This window comes from Mucilaginibacter sp. 320_HR (assembly GCF_059691875.1).
The window spans coordinates 159,348-181,955 of record NZ_JCAWAI010000005.1; the positions used below are offsets into that span (position 1 = coordinate 159,348).

Sequence of the window (22,608 nt, forward strand, 5' to 3'; positions counted from 1 at the left end):
GATGCCGTAATGAATGTTTAATTCGAGACTAGCAAACCCGTTCTTTTCAAGTCGTAAGATTGCAGTGCATTTTCCTATCTTAGCCTACCGAAAGCAACAGAATGCCACCAAAGCCAATTGATCGTTCCATTCCAGAAGATATCGACTTGATCAGACGCATTGAAGTCGTGCCTTCTATTTTGAATGTCGTCTGTCGTTCTACGGGTATGGGTTTTGCAGCTATTGCCAGGGTAACTGATTCCCAATGGGTAGCCTGCGCAGTGCAGGATGAGATTGCATTTGGATTGCAGCCTGGAGGAGAACTTCAGCTGGAATCGACGCTATGCAATGAGATTAGGCAGCATCATCAAACGATTGTCATAGACCATGTCGCAGAGGACGCTACTTACTGCAAACACCATACACCGGCCACTTATGGCTTTCAAAGCTATATCTCCGTGCCCATTGTTTTGAATAACGGTGTCTTTTTTGGGACGTTGTGTGCTATCGATCCCCGGCCGAGACGGTTAAGTTCACCCGAGGTAGTAGGTATGTTTGAGCTTTACGCCAACCTGATCGCCCAACACCTGCACAATCTGTACGAACTGGATATGGTAAAAGACCGCCTTGCCAAAGAACTGGAAATCGCCACCCTGCGCGAGCAATTCATTGCTATCCTAGGACATGACCTTCGAAATCCGGTGGGTGCTGTAGCCAACAGTGCGCGCGTATTGCAAAAGATGCACCTCCCGGAGCAGGCCGAGCGTTTTGTGGTAATCGTACAAAATGCAGCTTACCGCATCACCGGCCTTATTGAAAATTTGCTGGACTTTGCCAGGGGAAGATTAGGTGAAGGGATTGTTCTGGACTTAAAGGCACATGAAGACCTGGAGGAAGTGTTAAGCCATATTGTTACAGAACTGGAAGTGATCTGGCCAGACCGGGTTATCAACACTAAATTCAATTTGCAGGATTGCGTTAATTGCGACAGCAGTCGGATTGCACAACTGTTTTCCAACCTGTTAGGTAACGCTCTTGCGCATGGCAGCCCGGAGGCGGCAGTTCAGGTTAGTGCCAGACAGGATGCAGATGGCTTTTTATTATCGGTAAGTAATCAGGGTGAGCCAATTCCCGAGACGATCAAAGAACGGTTGTTTCATCCTTTTTCACGTGGAGAGATTAAGCCGGGGCAGCACGGTTTAGGCTTAGGACTTTATATTGCTGCTGAAATTGCCCGTGCACATGGCGGAACGCTTGAGGTAACGAGCGATAAAACACATACTTGTTTTACGCTGCGAATGCCGGCAGAGTGAAATAATCCTGTTTAGCTAATTTGTAATAAAGCGCTTTTGGATATTCCTTTCTAACAATACTTGAATTAACCGGTGGTTTTAGGAGATGATTTGTTCTTTCAGGTATGCCTTAAATTCGGTCCCCTTTCCAGGTTCTGAGAAAACCTCCAGGTAGCCCTGGTCTTTTTCGATCATCCTTTTTACAATGCTTAAACCGAGTCCTGAACCAGTTCCCTGATTGGTTAACCTTTTGAAAGGCTGGAAAAGTTTGTTCAAATTTTTAGCCAGGTCGATGCCCGTTCCGTTATCTTTTACGCTTAGTATAAGGTACTCTTTTTCCTTCCTGCTGCTTACCTCTATTCGAAACGGTACATCAGGCCGACGATATTTGATGGCGTTGGTCAATAGGTTACTTAAAAAACTATCAATATGCGCCTTGAAGTAAATCATTTTGGGGGCTTGTGAAAAGTCGGCGCAAACTACGCCTCCATTTTCCTGCAAAAATGTTTGGTATTCGGAAAGCACCATTTCCAGCCTTTCACTAAACACCACCGTTTCCATTTTTTCTGCTCTTTCTTTTTTGGTGTCTACCAGTGTAGCTAACCCTTTAAACAGCTCTCTCAGCTTAGTGGAAGACTGCTTGATCTGACTTACAAAATGAAGCTGCTTTTCCGGTGACTTCTCTCTTAAGGCCATCTCTGCCAGGAGGCTAATAGAAGTCAGCGGCGTTTTAAAATCATGGGAAACCACATTAACGAACTCGTCCAGTTCCTGGTTGAGAAATTCTAATTCATCGATCTTACTTCTTAACTGGTTCTCCATACGGGTTTTGTCCGTAACGTCATTGATTAACAGGAGATAGTAAGGCTGTCCCTTTTCTAACTGAAATGGCGAAATGTTGATCTCCAGAAACTGATTATTGACCTTGATGATATCATGCAACGGCTCCTGGCCCGGCGCGTCTCTTAATTGTATTTGTGGAAACTGGTTTTCTTCCGGAAACAGATCCGACCAGCTAAGCTCCCGGTGGCGCTGATTTGTAATAACCGGAAATTGCAGTTTCGCGCGAAAGTTGGCAGATAATACCTTCTTGCGCTCATCAAATACAATGGCTCCAATCGGCGCGTTTTCCAGGAATATGCCAAGGTTTTGAAACGTCGTTTCGCGCTGCAAAGGAGCCGGATAGACCTGCTGTTGCTGCAGCCTGGCGAAACTTCTTCGCTGCTGTGTGCGTAACACGGCATTGTCCAGTACGTTGGTGATCTCTTTGCCAGCTATATAGGGCACAAAAACTACATGTTTACCAACGTTATAAGCAAACTGAATGCGCTGCTTGATCTGCTGGTAGTGGTCAGGGAAGATCAGCAATACAATAGATACAACGGGTTCTTGCTGATAGGCCCGTTGCACTTGTTTTACCGGGTCAAGGGTGTAGGGGCCGATCAAAAAAGCATCTGCTTCGCTGAGTGCCTTACTTTGCACTTCTGAGCCGAGTTGCAGGATCTCCTTAAACTCTGTAGCAGCATTGGAAGTAAGCTTGCTTTGCAGGCTTTTCATCATCTCTCCAAATCCTATATAAAGTATTTTAGGCACCGGCTTGTCGCTAAACTTATTTAATCGGAAAATAAAGGCTGATCCAATAATACTCTCCCGATCCAGGTATACAATAGATCGGTAGTTGGTGACATGACGTGCGCTGCTCTTGCATCTCTTAATAGCATTCCCAGGTGCGAATTGTTTTGATAACCTTGTCCTCCGGTTAAGGTCATGGCTTCATTGACCACATTTACAACACAATGTCCAACCTCCGCTTTGGCACTCAGCATGGCAAGCATGGCATCTGCTGAGTTGCGGTCGCCGGCCTTTGCTGCATGATAAACGAGCCTGCGCGTTCGTTCTACCTCAGACCAAAGCATGCCCAATCGGTGCTGTAACAATGATACACCGGCAAGTGATGTGCCGTTATGGGTGTAATTGCGCTTGCTTAAAGCCGTTTTGGCCTCCATTAAGGCGGACTCGGCAATACCCAGGTAGGTGCCGGCCATAGCCATCAGAAAATAAGGAGCTACCACGTTAAACACATACCAGAGCTGATCGCCTTTTTCACCTAATATTTGCCGGCCGGATAACTGTACATTTTCCAGGTGCATGATCTTGGACGAATTGCCGCGCATGCCCAGGCCATCCCATGGTTTTCCCCAGGAAAGGCCCGGTGTCTGCCCATCTATCAGGATGCATGAAAACTGATCAGCCTCTGCCTCAGCGCTGGCACCCAGTGTTGACACCACATACGAATCGGCATGGCCCCCGTTGGTCACGAAACTTTTATTTCCCGTCACCAGAAACTCATCCTCTGTCACCGCAATCAGCGGTGTTTGCGGAAAATAAAAGTGTGCGCCGGTGCCGGTTTCACTCAGGGCAAGCGTGGTAATATGCCTGCCTTCAGCAATGGGCACCAGGTAGTTTTCCTGCTGAAAGGGCGTGGCTTTGGCGGCGATCACCGCTGTCCCTACACAGTGCATACCGAAACACAGACCTGCCGAGGAATAGGATTTACCCAATTCTTCGGAAACTTTAACCAGCGCCAGTAAGCCTTGTCCCAAGCCTCCAAAGGCTTCCGGCACTACTAAGCCGGTTAGTTTCGACGCTTGCAGTGCTCTCATGGACTTTTCCACCCAAGTGCCCTGTCTGTCCGCCAGCAACGCTTCTTGGGAAGCTACTTCCTTGCCAATTACGGCTGCCTGGCGTACCAGCTTCTCAATATCCATTATCGCTAATATGTGAATTATAATTTATTTATTATATTATAAGTTTATTAAAGTACTTAGACGGTAAACCAAAAAGCGCTTCCTTCCCCCGGTTGGGAGTCTACACCGATCATCCCGCCATGTCGCTGAATGATTTCGGCACAGATGTAAAGGCCGAGCCCTAATCCCGAATATTCTTCGCCGGAATGATCCGCACGGTAATAGCGCTCAAATAAGCGTGGTAACTTATCGCCGGATATACCGGGTCCCTCATCTGCCACCGTTATTTTAACCTTACCGTCAAACTTTGCTGCTGTTATCGATACCGCTGAACCGGGCGCATACTTAATGGCATTGTTAATAAAATTGACCAGTACCTGTTCAATACGATGCTCGTCAGCAGTTATCATTAGCGACTCATCGGCAGTAATGTTGATCGTACAATTGCTTTGTGTCAGAAATGTCCGGACACAGTTATTAATCAGGGCCGCCACATTAACCTGCTGCAAACGCAATGAAAGCTGTCCTTCCGTCAATCGCTTCACGTTGAGCAGATCATCGATCAGGCTCTGTATCTTTTTAGCGTTCCTGGTGGCTTGTTCCAGGAGCTTGGCTTCTTTTTCGAGCCAGCTTTTCTTAGTAACGTTCAGTAGTTGCAGGCTTAAATTCAGGCTGGTAACCGGTGTCTTTAATTCATGGCTGGCAACGCTGATAAACTCATCCCGACGCTCCAGTTCGAGTACATGATCATGAATATTCAGGCAGGAGCCCAACCACTTATCAGCACCATCATTTCCCGAACGGTAAGACGTACCCTTAAACAGGTACCAATGAAACTGATTTAGTTGATTTTTCAATCTGACCTGCAGGCTAAAGTTCTCACCCTGACTTATCACATTAACCCATGTTCTGAGCGCCTGAAGTCTATCTTCCGGATGGACTAATTTACTTATCTGATCTACCTCAGTTACTTGCTTTATGTTAAAATTATCGGCAAACCGTTTGTTGACATAGTTGATCCTGCCATCGGCATTGGCGGTCCAGATCATCTCCGGAATGTGCGCGGCAACGGTTTCGAATTTGCTTTTTTCCGCTTCAGCCAAAACCTTAGCATTAAGTAATTCAGTTTCGTATTTTTTCCTGTCAGTGATGTCAGTGACCACCACATTGACGGCGACTGCCTTTCCCGCCTCATCCTTGATCATGTTGGCATTGAGCAGCGCCGGGAAAAACGAACCATCTTTTCGGTAGATGTCGAAATTGATCTCATTAACCCTTCCCTGTAATTGCAGCAGCGGCCAATAAAAAACCTGGTAGTAAAGCCTCCCGCCGTTAGAAAAAAAGCCGGTAACGTTCATCTGTTCGTTTACTTCTTCCGCAGCATAGCCCAGCCAGCCGAGGAAGGTCTGGTTAACAGAGATGATCGTACCATCTGGTAACATAGAAAAATAGCCGCAGGGCGCGTTGTGGTAGAGCGTCTCTGTGTCAATCAGCGAGGATAAAAACTCATGTCCGCTCTTGCCTTTCAATATGGTCTATTTAATAAATTCCCGGATCGCGCCGATCGTTTCGTCGGGTGCGCTCAGGTGTGAACAATGCCCGGTTGCGCTCAGTACAACCAGTTGATTTCCGGGCGTCATCCGGTTGACGTAATTCCCCACCTCTAAAGGGGCGACAATGTCATTAGAGCACTGCAGCGTGAGGCTTGGAATACTGACTTTCGGTAATTCTTCGCGATGATCGGAAAGAAAAGTAACCCGCGCGAACTGCTTAGCAATTTCAGGGTCGGTTGCGCAAAAGCTATTTGTAAGTGACTCTCCAAGGGCAGGACGGTCACCGTTACCCATAATCTGCGGCGCAAGCGCCCGTGCCCAGCCCAGGTAATTATTGTCCATCACGGCCAGGAGGTCTTCCATATCCTTTCGGTTAAATCCCCCATGATAACCATCTTCATTGATGTAGCACGGCGAAGGCCCTAACAATACCAGCTTTCTAAACAGGCCCGGCACCTGGTTGGCTGCAATGATCCCGATCATACTGCTGACCGAATGTCCGACGAAGATAACATTGCTGATATCAAGCGCCTGGCAGATCTCTATAATGTCTAAAGCATAGCCATGTAAACTGCTGTACCTTTCCGGGTCGTAGGCACTCAGGTCCGAACAGCCGGCACCTACATAATCAAAAAGCACCAGCTGGTACTCATCCTGGAAAGCGTCTACAAGCCAGTTCCAGACATTCTGGTCGCAACCGAAACCATGTGCGAACAGGATGACCTCTTTGCCGTTACCGATCACCTTAACATTATTTCTTTTCAGAATTTTTTCCATATGAATACTAACTATACTTACACGCATCGAAGCTGTGCTGATCCCGCAAGGCGTGTCTTAACTAAAAAAGTGGCAGCGGAAAGCCTAAAATCTTCGCAAAATTTAGCCAATTTCCGTCGAAGTTAAACATTTCAGGCAGATATCTTAACACTATATACAGGCTCAATTAAATAGTGAGAACGATTGTATAATTTTTTCTGACGTAAAAGACTGTTCTACCGTTTATTTATGAGGTTTGTTTATGATATTGAAGCCTGCGGGAAGTTTCAATATTCATTGTTATCGCCGGCACCTCGGCGCTTAACAAAGTGGGTAAAAGCCGACCTCCAAAACGAAGCATTATGATACGATTTGGCATTCATCACGTATTAGTCACCTGGTTAAAACATCAATTGGGCGGAATAGTAACTAAGTAATTGCAAGACCCTAACCGGCAGAGAAAAGTAAAGAAAGTAAGCGTGCACTAGTTTATTAATTTTTGATTAAGATTTTGTCACAAAACGAATAATTGGTTGTTAAAATAGGGTCACCTATAGGAATAGATCATGGAATTTAGCAACTCATCGTTACTAAACAGAATAGAAGGACAAGACCAATTGTTGATCGCGGCAATTAGAGCCTCCATCAGTGGAATAATTATTACCGATTGTCGTCAGGAGGATGATCCCATCATTTTTTGTAATAAGGCGTTTGAAGATATGACCGGTTATCATCAAGACGAAATACTAGGGAAAAATTGCCGGTTCCTTCAGGCTGACGACCGCGAACAGATCGGTAGGTTTAAGTTGCAGGAGGCATTGAGAACTAAATCTGATTGCCATGTCGAACTTGCAAATTATAGAAAGGATGGCACGATGTTCTTTAATGAGCTCTATATCTCCCCGATCAGGGACAACCAAGGAGAGGTTACACATTACATTGGCGTTCAAAACGATGTCACTTTACGAAAACAGAAAGAACTATCAATTGCTATGGAGTTAAAGCTTCAAAAGCAAAAAGACGAATTTACTTCTTTGGCCAGCCACGAGTTAAGGACGCCGATTACCAGTTTGCGGGCCACGCTTCAATTAATGAACAGGATCATAAAAGACAGGCAGCTAGAAGATGAACGGATCGTTCACTTAGCCCAGAGCGCAGACCGCAATGCAAAAAGATTGGGGTCGTTAGTTGATGATCTCCTAATCACAACGATTTTAACGAATGAGGAATTATTACTGAACAAGACCTCGTTCCCATTTTCCGAGGTAATAGACCACTGTTGCAACCACATCTTGATGAACGGCTCCTACCTTATAGAACAAAAAGGGGATATGTCAACAACCTTATTTGCTGACCGTCACAAGATTGATCAGGTCATGTTCCATCTGTTAAACAATGCCGTAAAATTTGCGCCTGCATCGAAAAACATTACTATCGGAATAGAATATTTGGATAGCGAAGTCAAAATATCTGTAACTGATAAGGGGATTGGAATTTCAGAACAAGATATCTCAACGATATTTAAACGGTTTAACAAGGTTGACAACACAAAACATCATCAATCCGGCTTCGGAATGGGCCTTTATATCTGTTCAGATATTATTCATCGGCATGGAGGCAAAATCGGCGTGAATAGCATGATTGGCCATGGATCAACATTTTGGTTCACAATTCCTATTGTCTAAAACTGATTCTGATCATCGCTGAAACGAGAAACTGCCATATCAATAGAACTATTGACGAACTTCGTCATTAATTCATACCTTGGTGGAAAAAAAATCACTTAGAAATTAAATGTCTTACATTCCGCCAGGTCCAGAAACATTAAAAGCGCTTGAATCAGCGCCAAATATATATCTGATCTTGTCTCCGGACTTGTATATACTTACTGCCAGCGACCTCTATCTTCAGGCAACAAATAACCAGCGGGATGTAATTAAGGGCAAACACATCTTTGAAGCTTTTCCGGACAATCCCGACCTGCCTGATGCTGACGGCGTACAAAATATCAATGCTTCGTTGCAGGAAGTGCTAAGAACGAAAAAGCCGCATTATATGCGTATCCAACGCTACGACGTTCCGGATATCCATAACCCTGGTAAATTCATTCAGCGTTATTGGGATCCAAGCCATACACCGGTATTCGATGATGAAGGAGAAATCCATTACATCATCCAACTGGCCAATAATGTAACGGAACAAGTGCTGGCAGACGAAGCAATGGCGCAGCAAATAGCGGAGCACCGAAAACTGGAAATAAGCGAAAAGCATTTCAGGCACCTGGCAGATATTGTACCTGCCAAGATCAGTAACGCGTTGCCTAGCGGAGAGGTTACTTTTTTCAACCAAAAATGGCTGGATTATGCAGGTTTAACTTTCGAGGAAATGCGGGATTTCGGCTACCACCAAATGATGCATCCCGAGGAAATTCCTGTCTTTCAAAAGCAACTGGCCGAAGCAGCTGCTAAAGGGATAGCACTAGAGACCGAAATGCGGTTTAAGGACAAAAACGGTAATTACCGTTGGCACCTTAACATTGCTTCGCCTGTTTTAAATGAAAAAGGGGAGATTACCATGTGGGTGGGATCAACCACCGATATCCAGCGGATCAAGGAAGAAGACCAGGAAATGCAGCAGCTGATCAATATGCTGCCAGCATCTGTTGTCGTGATTCGCGGAGAGGATTTGGTTATCGAGATGATCAATCAATCGAATTTGAACTATTGGCAGAAAACGGCAGAAGAGGTGATCGGCCGAAAGTTTCTCGATATTTTACCTGATCTGGCTGACCAGCCGTTCGCCGGCCAGCTCCGCAGGGTTATGGCCACGGGCGAAGTTATTGATGTAAAAGAAAGCCCCGTACTTTTCGAGAATGAGGATGGGACGATCCGAGAAACTTTTGTGGATTATACCTATCAGCCATTGACCGATCTTAACGGTGAAAGAAACGGCGTATTAGTGATGTCTTTCGAGATCACAGATCGCGTCACATCCCGGAAATTGCTGGAACGTTATGCTGACGAGCTCCAGGTGATAAATGACCGGCTGACAGATAGCAACTGGGGACTTGCACTTAGTGAACAGCGTTTTAAGTACCTCATCCAGGAGGCACCCGTGGCTATTGGCATATTGACCGGAAGAGAGCTACATGTTACGTCCGCCAATGCGAAGATTCTCGAAGTATGGGGTAAAAGTGAAGCTATTATCAATCTGCCATTGGCAAGTGCATTACCGGAACTGGATGGGCAACCTTTTTTGCAGATACTGGACGACGTCTATACAACCGGCAAATCGTTTAGTGCGAATGAGATCCGGGCTTTCCTTGAGCACGAGGGAGAGTTAAAGGAATTTTTCTTCAATGCAGTATACCAGCCAATTCAAATCGATCCGGGTAAAACTACCGATATTTTGGTAGTTGCAGTAGATGTCACTGAACAGGTAAATGCCCGTAAGCGGATCGAACAGGCGGAATTGACGCTTCGTCTGGCGATAGAAGCCGCAAATGTCGGAACCTGGATGATAGATGCGGAAACAAGGGCGTTTAATGCATCACCGAGATTGAAAGAACTTTTTGGTTTTGAAAGTGATGAGGAAGTAACTCTCGCTGGCTGTATCAATCAGATTACCCCGGAATATCGGGAACACGTGATTTCGGAGGTAGAAAACGTGATTCAGAATGGCGGCCACTATGATGTCATCTATTGCGTGGAAGGCTTTCATGACAAAAAGCTAAGATGGCTTCGAGCCGTTGGAAATTTGAGTCAGGACGCCGCAACAGGCCGCGCAGCGTTTACGGGTGTAATTATGGATATCAGCGACATCAAGCAAGACGAACTCAGGAAAAATGACTTTATCGGAATGGTTAGTCATGAACTTAAAACGCCGCTTACTTCGCTAAATGCCTTGCTGCAGGTTGCACACTTGAAATTGAAAAAGAGTGAAGATAGATTTTTAGCGGACGCAATGGAAAAAGCAAATGTACAGGTTAAACGAATGACAGCCATGATCAACGGCTTCCTTGATCTGTCGCGGTTTGAATCTGGTAAAATTCATATCGAAAAAAAGCGGTTTAATATATCGGACCTTATCAAAGAGGTTATTGCTGAAGCAACGCTGACAGTTAGCTCTCATAAGATTTATTATAACGATTGCCCAGGATTGATTGCATATGCTGATAAAGAAAAGATTATGTCTGTAATATCGAATCTCGTGGGAAATGCCGTCAAATACTCGCCAAAAGGAAAGTCTGTTGAGGTTGAGTGTATTCAAGTCAACAATGAAATAATAGTGAGCATCAAAGACGACGGAATAGGAATTAAACCTGCTGATATGGAAAGGATCTTTGACCGATATTATCGGGTTGAAGGAAACCACACCAGGCTTATTTCCGGTTTTGGGATCGGGCTATATTTGAGCGCAGAGATTATTCATCGCCATGAAGGCAGAATGTGGGTAGACAGCGAGTTTGGCAAAGGAAGTATTTTTTATTTCTCTTTGCCTTATAATTAATTTTTAAATCGTCATAATACCTTTCATGGCTTTCCAAAGCCCGCTACAAGCTCGCACCGGTTCTTATCCTTTTTATATATCTGTTTGACAAAACTTGGAAAAATATTTTCAAAATTATTCTCAGGCCTGCCGGAGATCTTATCACAAGTTGTTTCAGAACGAGCTTTCTGCAGCAGATAATATACAAATAAATGAATGAATAAAAAACTGTATAGGCCGCGTCAGAAAGTTCCCTGCGCGTTGTGAATTAAGTTATTTAATTCATCACTAACTGAATTGAAAAGGTCAGCTAATGTTTCGCGATTATTCGGAATAGGCAAATCCTAACTACCAATCATCCGGGTATTAGTCGGTGCCTGCATGTTGATTGTCATCTTCCCTTACTTGGCAGGGATATTAGTTCCTTTGCAATTATGTTTCAGCTCTGCCCATTGCTTTACCGATATTGGCAACTACATTAGGCTAATAACGATCACGCAATTCACCGTTTTTCAAATTGGGTTTGGAATATTACTAACAGTTTGAACTGGCAGTCTTATAACTGGCCTATGCTATTTTGTGCCCCCGTAATGATCAAGGGCCTCGTATGCTCAGAGATAATAACGAGTTAAATAAGTATTAGCATTAAATTGTGAATCTCACCCCGGCGAAGCAACCAACTCCCCACTAAGCTAATTGGCTAAACATGTTTCATTATTTGATGTGGCAGAGAAGTTTTTTTATTCTTACATTAAATCTATTTGGTTCAGAGCACGTTTGACTAAATGCCCGCTTTCTAGGAGTAATATACTAATCGAATTGACAAATTATTAAAATCAATATAATTACATAATTGACCGGAATTGCAAAGTTTGTCAATTGTGTGACTTCAGGTAAATCTTAAATTCTTTGCCTTTCCCCGGAGTATAAAATACTTTAAGATATCACTGGTTTTTTAATTAAACGTTTGGTAATCCTCAGTCCTAAGCCTGGACCCGTGCCCTGATCAGACAATCCTTTGGAATTATAACAAATTGAATATTCTTATGTAGATGAAAATAAATAACTAACCTTGTTACTAACTCTTCATCTTCATTTGCCTGTGAACGCTAATAATTAGCAGCACTCCAGAAAACACGAGTGCAAATCCAATCAGATGAACCCATCTGAATGTTTCACCTAATAGTGCGTAGGACAAGACTAAAGCACTGATAGGCATTACACCCATGAACGTCGCGGCTGTACTTCCCTCTACTTGTTGGATACCCTTATACCAGAGTACCGAACCCAGCCCCATAGTTCCAGCGCCGTATAAAGAAAGGTATACCCAGCTTTGAGTAGAAATGTTAGCAAAGGAAAACTCATGAAACTGCCAGATCATAAAAGGAATAAACCCTAGGAAACCAATAATGGCCGAAAAGGTGGCAATGTCTTCCGGAGGATAATCTTTTGTCAGCGCCTTGCCCATTAAGGTATATCCTGCCTCGCAGCAAATGGCAGCTATAACCAACACAATTCCTAATATTTCGTTTTTTCCATGTTTATCCGCACCGCTGCCCAATTGCATAACCACCACTCCTGCAACGGCAAGCGCAATGGCGATTCCCTTTTTCCAGTTGAAATTATCATTTAAAAAAATCACCGACAATAATGCGGTAAGTGCTGGCGTGGCACTCATGATTACGCTGCCTGTAACACCGGAGATCATTTGCATTCCATAGAGCATTAATACTGTAAATCCCAATACACCAACTAAACTAATACCTCCTAAAAGCCAGGCATCTTTCCCTTTATATTTTCGAATATTGGAAAGCTTAATAAAAGGAGCCAATACAATAAAGGCGAGCAAAACCCTGAAACCGCCGGCAATAAAAACCGGAAAATCCTTTGTTACCAGTTTACTCAACGGAGTTGCACTGCCAAATAAGGCCATCCCTAATAAGAGCATGAGGTATGTCTTTAGATTCTTCATAGGATTGGAATGATTTACATTTACTACTGAACTTACAATGCAACGGTGTTTATGTTTGCTCGTAGCAAGAGTACGATTGGACCAGGTATTATTGTTTCGGCTTGATATAAATTCTTACATTTAAATTTATTCATTATCCTGCGATTTTCATGAGGTACTTTTTGGGTTTAATTATATGCTTTATCTTTATTCATCCGGTTTTTGCACAGCAGGATACCGTTCAACGAAAGAAAGATTCGTTGTTGACCATCCAACTGGAACTGCAGCAGAAAAAGGTAAAACAGCTTTCTGAGGAGCGCTTGGCAGATTCATTGAAACGATCAGAATTGCAAAAGCAGCTTTCCAGTGCAGACAACATTCAGAAAAACGTATTGTTGAAGAAACTGGAAACCCTGCGTCAGAAAGATTCGTTGCGCGTTGTTAATCAAAAACACCAGGTTGATTCCCTTAGGGCGTTTGTCAAGGGGTTCCCGGTTATCCCGTTTCGTGATACCCTATTTTACTTATTTACCCGCCAGGGCAGTTTCACGGCCCGTGACCGCGCTGAAGCAATCAGCAATCGCATTGCCCAGCTTAGTTCAAAATATGGTTTTGAGATTGATTCTTTAAAGTTGGTAACTACCGAACAAACGACAGATATTTTATTCCGCGATCAATTGCTGATATCCATAACTGACCAGGATGCGTTATGGCAAAATACGAGCAGGGAACAACTTGCCGCATCGATCAGCAAAAAAATAGGTGTGGCAGTGATTACACATCAGCAGGAAACACGCTGGCAAACCATCTTAGTAGAAAGCCTTCTGGCGCTTTTGGTGATAGGTATTACCGTATTGCTGATTTATGGCGTTCGGAAGTTATTTAATTGGCTTCAGATCAGATTAGTAAAACAAATCGGCTGGTTCAACAAAGGTATTCACATCAAAAATTATGAGTTACTGAATGCTGAAAATGAACTTGCTGTTATAAAAAAAGTGCTTACACTGATCAAATGGGCTGTTATTTTACTGGTGATTTACCTGGCATTGCCTATCTTATTTGGCATATTTCCATTCACCAAAGATGTGTCAGATATGTTGCTTAACTATCTGATCAGCCCGCTCAAAAGAATCGCTCATGCCATATGGGATTACATACCAAACCTGATGACCATTTTGGTTTTGGTTGTTGTTTTTAGATACGTTTTGAAGTTTTTTAAGTTCATCACTACCGAAATTGAAAAAGGGCAGCTAAATGTACCAGGTTTTTATCCGGACTGGGCAAATCCGACCTATCAGATTATTCGGGTATTGGTGCTTGCTTTCATGCTGATCGTTATCTTCCCTTACCTGCCGGGCTCTGACTCAGGCATATTTAAGGGTGTATCGGTATTTATGGGCGTACTGTTCACATTTGGGTCCGCCGGGGCGCTTGGAAATGTAGTAGCAGGATTAGTGCTTACCTATATGCGCGCTTTTAAAATAGGCGACCGTGTTAAGATTGGTGAAGTAACGGGGGATATTATTGAAAAAACGATATTAGTAACCCGGGTACGTACCATTCAAAACGAGATCATCTCCATACCTAATTCGACAGTGATGGGGAACCATACCATTAACTACAGCAGCGATGCTCCGGTAAACGGTTTGATCGTACACACAACCGTTACCATAGGCTATGATGTACCCTGGAGGGATGTGCACCAGCTACTGATCGACTCGGCACTAGCTACGCCAATGATAGAGGTGGAACCCAAGCCTTATGTATTACAAACCAGCTTAGATGATTACTATGTAAGCTACCGGATAAATGCTTTTACTAAAGAGCCGAATAGGCAGGCCGCCATCTACTCAGCACTGCATGCGAACATTCAGGATCATTTCAATAAAGCAGGTGTAGAAATTATGTCACCGCACTACAAGGCTCTTCGGGATGGAAATGCAACCACTATTCCTTCAGACTACCTGCCGAAGGATTATATTGCACCCGGATTTGTTAAAGAAAACCGTAGCGAGTAACATTCAAGCGAAAAATAAAATATTGGTGATTTGGCCGGATTAAATAAAATTATACTCATTGGCTATTTAGGTAACGAACCTGAAATAGTCTTAAACGATGGAAGTGAGACGCTTTCATTTTGCCTGCTTACCGATATGCCCTTTTTAAAAAATGGCGAAGTTAGGAGTGAAATTGAATCTCATGACATTATAATACCTGATAAAATGGTACCTTTTGCCAGAAGATTATTAACCAAGAACAAACTGATTTATATAGAAGGAAAGATAATCACGTCTTACATTAAGGATGAAAATGACATTAAGCGCTACCATACTACAATAGTTACCAGTTATTACAAATTGTTGGGCCGACCGGGAGATTTTATATAACAGATATTGAACACTCGTTTCCAAGGCAAAACAATTAATTTCTCATTTTCTTTTAACTAGTGATATGTATTTATGAACGGAAATTTAGGAATTGTTTTGATTTTCATAAACCTTGCGGTGCTTATCTTTCAGCTTTTGCGAATACAAAAGAATAACAGGTTTTGAGCACTTGTAGCTAAGAATCAGATATATATTATCATTACAACATGTCTACTCTCAAATTGGAGGTTAAATATTTAAACCTTTTTGCATTCACTTTAATCCGATCCTTGCATGAATACCCAGGAAATTATATCTATCACCATCGTTTTAGCCGCTCTGTTCGCATATATTAATCATCGGGTGATTAAATGGCCTCCAACAATTGGTATTATGGCGCTATCTCTGATCTGCTCTGTGATACTGGTAGCTTTAGGAAATTCAAAATCACTACTGTCTGAAAAAGCTGTTCAGTTAGCTAACTCTGTCGACTTCCAGGATGTGCTCATGAATTTTATGTTGAGTTTCCTGCTTTTTGCGGGTGCCATTCATATTGATGCAGGCAAACTGAAGGCGGAACGCTGGCCTGTTTTATTACTCGCAACACTTGGTATATTGATATCAACCTTTTTAGTGGGGGGCATGACATGGCTGCTATTTGGCTTTTTCGGCATGCCTATTCCGTTTATTTATTGCCTGCTTTTTGGTTCGTTGATTTCTCCAACCGACCCCATAGCCGTGATGGGTATTTTAAAACAGGCAAAAATACCCGAATCTCTGGAAGTCAAGATCGCCGGCGAATCATTGTTCAATGATGGTGTGGCTGTTGTAATATTCATTAGTATAGCTGAGATCGCTAGGTCCCCTGATGGCGCTTTTTCCTTGGTGGCAATCGGGAAACTTTTTTTGCAGGAGGCTGTTGGAGGCCTGGTCTTTGGAGCTGTTCTGGGCTATTTAGGTTTCCTGGCTCTCCGATCCATAGATGAATATAAGGTAGAAGTTTTAATGACCCTTGCTATTGTAATGGGCGGTTACACCCTGGCGTCTCATTTGCACATCTCGGGTCCGCTAGCAATGGTCGTTGCGGGTATTATTACAGGAAACAAGGCGAGGGATGGCGGAATGTCTGATGAAACCAGAGATTACCTTGGCAAATTCTGGCATTTGGTTGATGAGATTCTAAACGCTGTACTATTCCTTTTCATTGGCTTGGAGATGCTCATCATAAAGATTAATTCAACAGTGATGATTATTGGCGGTATATCTATTCTTTTAGTGTTATTGGCTCGCTGGATCTCCGTAGTTTTTCCGGTCCTGTTACTGCGATATAAGATTAAATTTGAGAACAATGCAATTGCCATACTTACCTGGGGCGGTCTTCGGGGTGGTATATCTGTTGCGTTGGCTCTTTCGCTTAGTGCCGACATGCACAGAGACGAATTTGTGCTTATTACTTATATCATCGTTGTGTTCTCCATATTGGTGCAAGGCTTAACCATTGGTAAACTTGCACAAAAATTGCAGGCAAAAACTCAAATTTAAATTTATGAGTAACCTTTTTTACCGTGTCCGTTATTTTCTTACACATCGTTTTAACCTGCAGGAGGATAAAGCCGAAGAATCGGATATTGTCAATTCCATCAAAAAAAATGTTGATTTCCGGGGAGCAAATTTATGGGCACTTATCTTTGCCATTTTTATTGCCTCTATAGGGCTTAATGTTAATTCTACGGCGGTAATTATAGGCGCTATGCTTATTTCGCCAATCATGGGGCCCGTTATGGGTATAGGGTTGGGTGTTGGCATTAACGATCTTGAATTGGTTAAAAAAGGAGGGAAGAATTTATTGGTCGCAACTATCATCGCGATCATTACCTCTACTATATATTTTTCTATAACACCGTTGCATGAAGCACAGTCGGAATTGCTTGCGCGTACTTCACCATCAACCTGGGACGTGTTTATTGCCTTTTTTGGTGGCATGGCAGGTATGGTTGCTGCCTCCCGTAAAGAAAAAAGCAATGTGATCCCGGGCGTTGCAATTGCAACGGCATTAATGCCCCCACTGTGTACGGCCGGATTTGGTTTGGCAATGGGTAACTGGTATTTCTTTTTTGGCGCTATCTATCTCTACTTTATCAACAGCGTATTTATTGCCATTGCCACATTTTTAATGGCCCGGTATCTTAGAATGAACAAAAAGGTTTTTGAAACGCCCGGTGCTGAAAAAAAAGTAACGAGGTACGTCATCTTCATTGTCGTGATCACAATCTTACCAAGTATATATATGGCCTACCGCATTGTGAACAGAAGCATTTTTGAAAGTAATGCAAGGAAGTTTGTTGAAGAACAATTTCATTTTGATAACACTCAGGTGGTTTCAAAATCCTTCAAGTATAGTACCGACAAAAAAAGTATTGATTTGCTTTTAATCGGCAATGTACTTGATAAGCCTGTAATTGATTCATTGAAGCGCCATATGAATAAGTATCGGTTACGTAACGTAAGCCTAACCATTCGGCAGGGTTTAGACGCAAGGCATCAATTAGACATTTCACAAATAAAGGCGAGTATTTTAGAAGATGTATTTAACAGTAGCACTAAGGCCGATACGGTTCGCCTTAAACCTCAAATTTTACCCGCTTTGGATAGTATTGTTTTAGCCGAAATGAAAGTACTGTACCCGGCTGTACGTACCATCGGTGTAAGTAAAATAGCCATCAGAAAAACCAATGACCTAAAAGTAGATACACAAAACGTGGTGCTGGCCGGTTTTGCGAAACCCTTAAGGAAAACCGATGTTGTTAAACTACAACAATGGTTACGACAACGCTACCAGTCACCAACCTTGCAACTTATTACCCAATAAAATTTACCTATGAAAGAATTGCATGTTGCCTCTCATAAACTGAACGAATTGCAGGCAACATCCATCTGCGGTAATGATATCAGTTCCTCTTGCCTTTATGTATCGGCTTTAACTATCGCTTATGCCGGGCAATACGCCTGGATATCACTCTTGATCGTGGCCCTGGTATTATTTCTTTTTAGAAAGATTTACGGGGAAGTAGTTGGAGCCTTACCGTTGAACGGCGGAGCTTACAATGTGTTGTTGAACACCGCCTCCAAAAGAACGGCTTCTTTTGCCGCCTGTCTGACGATTCTTTCTTATATGGCAACAGCTGTAATTTCAGGATATGAAGCCATGTTTTATTTTCACGACATTGTACATTCTTTGCCGTTGATCCCCGCAACTATCATGATTCTGGGCATATTTATGATGCTTGCAATCATTGGAATCGGCGAATCGGCTATTGTAGCTGTTATTATCTTTATTACACATTTAGCGTCACTCAGCCTGCTGGTTTTAACCTGTTGCTGGTTCCTTTTTGATAACGGCTTCGCCATTTTTCAGGCTAATTGGCATTTGCCGGTAACTTCTGGCGGACTTATCATGGCCCTGTTTTTAGGGTTTTCTGCTGCCATGCTGGGAATTTCCGGTTTTGAAAGTTCGGCAAACTTCGTGGAAGAGCAGAAAGATGGCGTATTTCCAAAAACGCTGCGGAATATGTGGCGGGTTGTCAGCTTTTTCAACCCGGCTATCGCATTGCTGGCACTAAGTATTATCCCCATGGCCTCCATCAATAACCATCAGGAATCTTTACTCTCGTTTATGGGGCAAACTGCTGGTGGGAACTGGTTAAGTTATATCATTTCCATTGATGCGGTATTAGTATTAAGTGGCGCGGTGCTTACTTCTTATGTAGGGGTTACAGGACTGGCAGAACGTATAACGCTTGACCGGATACTCCCTAATTTTTTCCTGGCTAAGAACCGCAGAGGGGTCAATTACCGCATTGTGATCGGTTTTTTCCTGCTGTGCGTTTCCATATTATTAGTAACCAAAGGCAACCTGGCTAACCTGGCCGGAGTTTATACTTTTTCTTTTTTGCTGGTTATGGCACTATTTGGAGTAGGTAACCTATTGCTTAAAGTCAAGAGAAGCAAATTGCCGCGAATGGAAAATGCACCGGTGATTTCTGTTGTGATTGCCATCGTTTTTATCGTCGCTGCATTTTTGGGCAATATGGAACTTAATATACTTTCCTTTTACGTTTTCGTAAAATACCTGGTACCGGCAATGCTATTTATCACGATCATGCTTAACAGAGCACGTATCATTAAATGGCTTATTTTCTCTGTCACCTATTTAAAAGAGCCTTTGAAACCTTTTTTTCACAGTAAAATTTGGTTGCACCGCTTGCTGGTAACGATCAACGCGCAAGAACTTGTTTTCTTTACCCGTGGCGACAATGTGTCTATTCTAAACCGGGTAATGATTTATGTCCAGGAAAATGAATCGACCAAACGGCTCAAAATTGTACATATAATTAACGGTCAAAGCGATAATGACAGCCTGAAAAAGGACATAGAAGTACTTGATAGAGCTTACCCTGATATCGATATTGATTTTCTGGAGATCGAAGGCACCTTTGGACCTGAAATTATCGACGAGCTTTCTAAGAAATGGGGCATTCCCAAGAATTTCATGTTCATAGGTTCGCCGAGCAACAAATTCCCTTACCACGTTTCCGAGCTTGGCGGTGTCAGGCTTATCATGTAATTAATAAATGCCATGGATATTAATAATGCTTATCAACTGATAGTTGATAAATTGACCCTTTGGGCAAAAGACCTCATCAGGCTATTACCAAACATTGCCCTTGCCGCACTGATCCTTGTTTTAGGCTTTTTTATCGCAAAATCTGTTAAAAACGGATTGAGAAAACTGATCCGCCGATTCATTCATAATGAAACGCTCGATAATCTATTTAGCTCACTAATTTATATCTTTCTTTTAGGCATCGTAATATTTATAGCTCTGAGCGTATTGAAGTTAGACAAGGCGGTTACATCAATTCTTGCAGGCGCGGGTATCTTAGGTTTAGCATTAGCTTTTGCCTTTCAGGATATTGCAGCTAATTTCATGTCGGGTATTTTTCTTTCGGTGAGGAGCCCGCTTTCTGTAGGCGATATTGTTAAGATTAAAGAATACATGGGAAAAGTGGAAGAGATCAACCTGCGCGATACCGTTATTCGGACCTATCAGGGACAAATGGTAATTATCCCTAACAAAGACGTTTTTCAAAACCCGATAGAAAATTACAGCTTACTAGGCAAAAGACGGATGGACCTTGCCGTTGGTGTTTCATACGGCGATGATTTGGAAAAGGTTAAAGGAATAACAATCGAAGCCGTTAAAGACATCGAGGGGCTTTCTAAAGATGATGAGATCACTATGTTTTATACCGATTTTGGTGATAGCTCCATCAATTATGTGATCAGGCTTTGGGTTTGCACTACCGAGCAGATCAACTTTTTGGAAGTTAAGAGCCAGGCCATTATGCGCATTAAAAAAGCCTATGACGCCAATAATATCATGATTCCTTTCCCTATTCGTACGATGGATTTCGGCATCAAAGGTGGCGTTCCTTTAACAGAAATGATGGAAAAAAGATAGGTCTACAAGTACCGCCTTCTAAAGAAATCTCTGCGTTTTAAATACTTTTCTGTATTTTATTTGCAATTCCCGTTTATTTTTTGTATATTATGGTACTTCCGCGGGTAATTGACCAATTATTCGCAATTGTTAAACCATTAATAAATACTTGTTATGAACACTCAAATAAAAAGAATACTACTTCCTATCGACTTATCAGAAACATCTTTGAATGCGTTAAATACTGCAACGCAGATGGCAAAACGTCATAATGCCCAATTGCATTTATTGTATTGTCAGGATATTATGGACTACTACCCAAAAATGGGGCGAATGGCCGCCCTGGAACCAATGCTGGAAGAAGTGTTGGAAAAGGACAAACTGCTTCTTGAAAAAGTTGTGCAATCTATTTTTTACACTCATCAAATCAATTGTTTCCTACACGTAGAAATTGGTTATCGATCAACTGTAATTACCGAAAAGTCTGAGGAATTAGATATTGATGTAATTGTGGTAGGCACAACTCCTGATATAGCAGATCATTCTTACCTGAATGATAGCCTGGCGTACAAAATTTTACAAAACACCACCAGCCATGTATTAACAGTGCCTGCTGGTAAGGAAGTTAATAATTTTAAAAAGATAATTTTCCCCGTTCTAACACAAGAAAACGCAATAAGGAAGTTAAAAATGTCACGCAGTTTTATTGAAAAAAATAACGCGGCAGTTTCCGTTGTCGGCATAGTAAAACAACAGGACCTAACCCTGTTAAGTACAGTGAGAGATTTTTCAGCAAGTATCAAACGTAGAGTAAAAACGTTTTCAGGATCTGTAACCAGAAAATCAGTTTATAGCTTAAGTGCCATAAAGGACATCATGAGAATATCTGAATACGAAAAAGCACAACTCGTTGTTGTTGAGGGCAGCACCAAAAGAAACTTTAAAGAGTTCTTTTTAGGAAATTTCACCCAGCGAATGATACGTAACGCTCAATTTGCGGTACTGTTTATAAAACCTGTTCCGTTGAAAGAAGTTGTTAAAGTTCCGATGCAAATGGCTTATAATACACCATCAAAATTAAACCTTTAATCAAGGACCACGTCTCTTTTTTGTATGTCATTAACCTATAAAACACTTCTGGCTTCAATCTTTTTTATTTATGTTCTCTCTCCACGGGCCTATTCTCAGCTGATACCTGCAAGTGAACGCATATGTGGCAAATGGGAAAATGAGGCTAAAACATTGCGATTATTGGTTTACACAGAAGATAGCGATTTTAAAGCAAAAGTCATTTGGTTTAGTGATACGGAAGGTAAGCCAATGGGTTACTGGAAGGACAAAAGAAATCCTGACCCGAAACTGCGTAACCGAACCATATTGGGCATGAGTATATTACGCGACCTGAAGTATGACGCGGACAAAGGAACCTGGGAAAATGGAAAAGTGTATGATTCCAAACACGGTAAAGAATGGAATGCTTCTGCTTCCATAGATAAAAAAGGGTTACTAAAGGTAAGAGGATACTGGCATTTTAAATGGATAGGTAAAAGTATGATCTTTCACCGTATCCAATAATTCAATGCTAAATCAAAACCCTGGCTAGTGTATTACGCTGTTTGCCTTCTTTTGCGTATCTATTGAAATGTAAAAAAAGATAGAACCAAACAATAGCATGACTCCTCCAAAATAGGCAGGTATTTTTACAGACCATCCGCCGTTGAACGTTGTAATAGAGGCCGAACCTCCGCTGTCATCGGGATTCTGGTGGCTTTTGTAAAAAACATTACCACCAATTATCAATAATAAACCTAATGCGATCAAAACGATGCATAACTTTTTCATAATTATAAAGTATTGTTAAAATGAAAACCTGCTGGGAAAGCGAGAAATTTTATTTCAAACAGGTCGCTAAGAGAGAGGATATCATAACTACAATGGGTAGCACATAATGTTTGATAAACTTAGTTATTAACCCA

At 42.4% G+C, this 22,608-nt stretch carries 17 protein-coding genes; 11 read left to right on the forward strand and 6 right to left on the reverse strand.

Annotated elements, in window-relative coordinates:
• Positions 1-101 precede the first annotated feature (101 nt).
• The gene (locus AC59GT_RS18080) at positions 102-1,292 is read left to right on the forward strand and encodes a GAF domain-containing sensor histidine kinase (protein WP_497238945.1); all 1,191 of its coding nucleotides are present in this window, start codon (positions 102-104) and stop codon (positions 1,290-1,292) included.
• Positions 1,293-1,370: 78 nt separating this feature from the next.
• On the opposite strand, the gene AC59GT_RS18085 is transcribed toward AC59GT_RS18080, so the two are convergent.
• The 4 genes from AC59GT_RS18085 to AC59GT_RS18100 are packed head-to-tail and all read right to left on the reverse strand — an operon-like array spanning position 1,371 to position 6,348.
• The gene (locus AC59GT_RS18085; protein ID WP_497238946.1) at positions 1,371-2,864 is read right to left on the reverse strand and encodes a sensor histidine kinase; all 1,494 of its coding nucleotides are present in this window, start codon (positions 2,862-2,864) and stop codon (positions 1,371-1,373) included.
• 20 nt (positions 2,865-2,884) lie between these two features.
• A complete protein-coding gene (locus tag AC59GT_RS18090) occupies positions 2,885-4,039 on the reverse strand; it encodes an acyl-CoA dehydrogenase family protein (RefSeq protein ID WP_497238947.1) in 1,155 nt (384 codons plus the stop codon).
• Between the two features lie 56 nt (positions 4,040-4,095).
• Positions 4,096-5,547: a sensor histidine kinase gene (locus tag AC59GT_RS18095; protein ID WP_497238948.1), complete on the reverse strand. Its 1,452-nt coding sequence runs from the start codon at positions 5,545-5,547 to the stop codon at positions 4,096-4,098.
• Between the two features lie 6 nt (positions 5,548-5,553).
• Positions 5,554-6,348 carry an alpha/beta fold hydrolase gene (locus AC59GT_RS18100; protein ID WP_497238949.1) on the reverse strand — a complete coding sequence of 265 codons (795 nt, stop codon included), beginning with the start codon at positions 6,346-6,348 and terminating at the stop codon, positions 5,554-5,556.
• Positions 6,349-6,893: 545 nt separating this feature from the next.
• On the opposite strand from AC59GT_RS18100, the gene AC59GT_RS18105 reads away from it, so the two are divergent.
• A complete protein-coding gene (locus tag AC59GT_RS18105) occupies positions 6,894-8,012 on the forward strand; it encodes a sensor histidine kinase (protein WP_497238950.1) in 1,119 nt (372 codons plus the stop codon).
• A gap of 109 nt (positions 8,013-8,121) precedes the next feature.
• The gene (locus AC59GT_RS18110; protein WP_497238951.1) at positions 8,122-10,836 is read left to right on the forward strand and encodes a PAS domain-containing protein; all 2,715 of its coding nucleotides are present in this window, start codon (positions 8,122-8,124) and stop codon (positions 10,834-10,836) included.
• A 1,057-nt stretch (positions 10,837-11,893) separates the two neighbouring features.
• On the opposite strand, the gene AC59GT_RS18115 is transcribed toward AC59GT_RS18110, so the two are convergent.
• Positions 11,894-12,787, reverse strand: coding sequence for a DMT family transporter (locus AC59GT_RS18115; protein WP_497238952.1), 894 nt, complete (start codon positions 12,785-12,787; stop codon positions 11,894-11,896).
• Between the two features lie 149 nt (positions 12,788-12,936).
• Between AC59GT_RS18115 and AC59GT_RS18120 the strand changes: the two genes are divergently transcribed.
• The 8 genes from AC59GT_RS18120 (at position 12,937) to AC59GT_RS18155 (ending at position 22,207) form a co-directional block, all read left to right on the forward strand.
• Positions 12,937-14,784 carry a mechanosensitive ion channel family protein gene (locus tag AC59GT_RS18120; RefSeq protein WP_497238953.1) on the forward strand — a complete coding sequence of 616 codons (1,848 nt, stop codon included), beginning with the start codon at positions 12,937-12,939 and terminating at the stop codon, positions 14,782-14,784.
• 30 nt (positions 14,785-14,814) lie between these two features.
• Positions 14,815-15,153: a single-stranded DNA-binding protein gene (locus AC59GT_RS18125; RefSeq protein WP_497238954.1), complete on the forward strand. Its 339-nt coding sequence runs from the start codon at positions 14,815-14,817 to the stop codon at positions 15,151-15,153.
• Between the two features lie 273 nt (positions 15,154-15,426).
• Positions 15,427-16,674, forward strand: a complete 1,248-nt coding sequence (locus AC59GT_RS18130) for a cation:proton antiporter (protein WP_497238955.1) — start codon at positions 15,427-15,429, stop codon at positions 16,672-16,674.
• 4 nt (positions 16,675-16,678) lie between these two features.
• Complete coding sequence (locus tag AC59GT_RS18135) at positions 16,679-18,001, forward strand: TIGR00341 family protein (protein WP_497238956.1); 1,323 nt, start codon at positions 16,679-16,681, stop codon at positions 17,999-18,001.
• 9 nt (positions 18,002-18,010) lie between these two features.
• Positions 18,011-19,756 (forward strand): APC family permease, encoded by a 1,746-nt coding sequence (locus AC59GT_RS18140; RefSeq protein WP_497238957.1) that lies wholly within the window; start codon positions 18,011-18,013, stop codon positions 19,754-19,756.
• Between the two features lie 12 nt (positions 19,757-19,768).
• Positions 19,769-20,653 carry a mechanosensitive ion channel family protein gene (locus AC59GT_RS18145; protein WP_497238958.1) on the forward strand — a complete coding sequence of 295 codons (885 nt, stop codon included), beginning with the start codon at positions 19,769-19,771 and terminating at the stop codon, positions 20,651-20,653.
• A 153-nt stretch (positions 20,654-20,806) separates the two neighbouring features.
• Positions 20,807-21,721 carry a universal stress protein gene (locus AC59GT_RS18150; protein WP_497238959.1) on the forward strand — a complete coding sequence of 305 codons (915 nt, stop codon included), beginning with the start codon at positions 20,807-20,809 and terminating at the stop codon, positions 21,719-21,721.
• 24 nt (positions 21,722-21,745) lie between these two features.
• Positions 21,746-22,207: a DUF2147 domain-containing protein gene (locus AC59GT_RS18155; protein WP_497238960.1), complete on the forward strand. Its 462-nt coding sequence runs from the start codon at positions 21,746-21,748 to the stop codon at positions 22,205-22,207.
• 24 nt (positions 22,208-22,231) lie between these two features.
• On the opposite strand, the gene AC59GT_RS18160 is transcribed toward AC59GT_RS18155, so the two are convergent.
• On the reverse strand, positions 22,232-22,474 hold the full coding sequence (locus AC59GT_RS18160; protein WP_497238961.1) for a hypothetical protein: 243 nt from the start codon (positions 22,472-22,474) through the stop codon (positions 22,232-22,234).
• Positions 22,475-22,608: the final 134 nt, after the last annotated feature.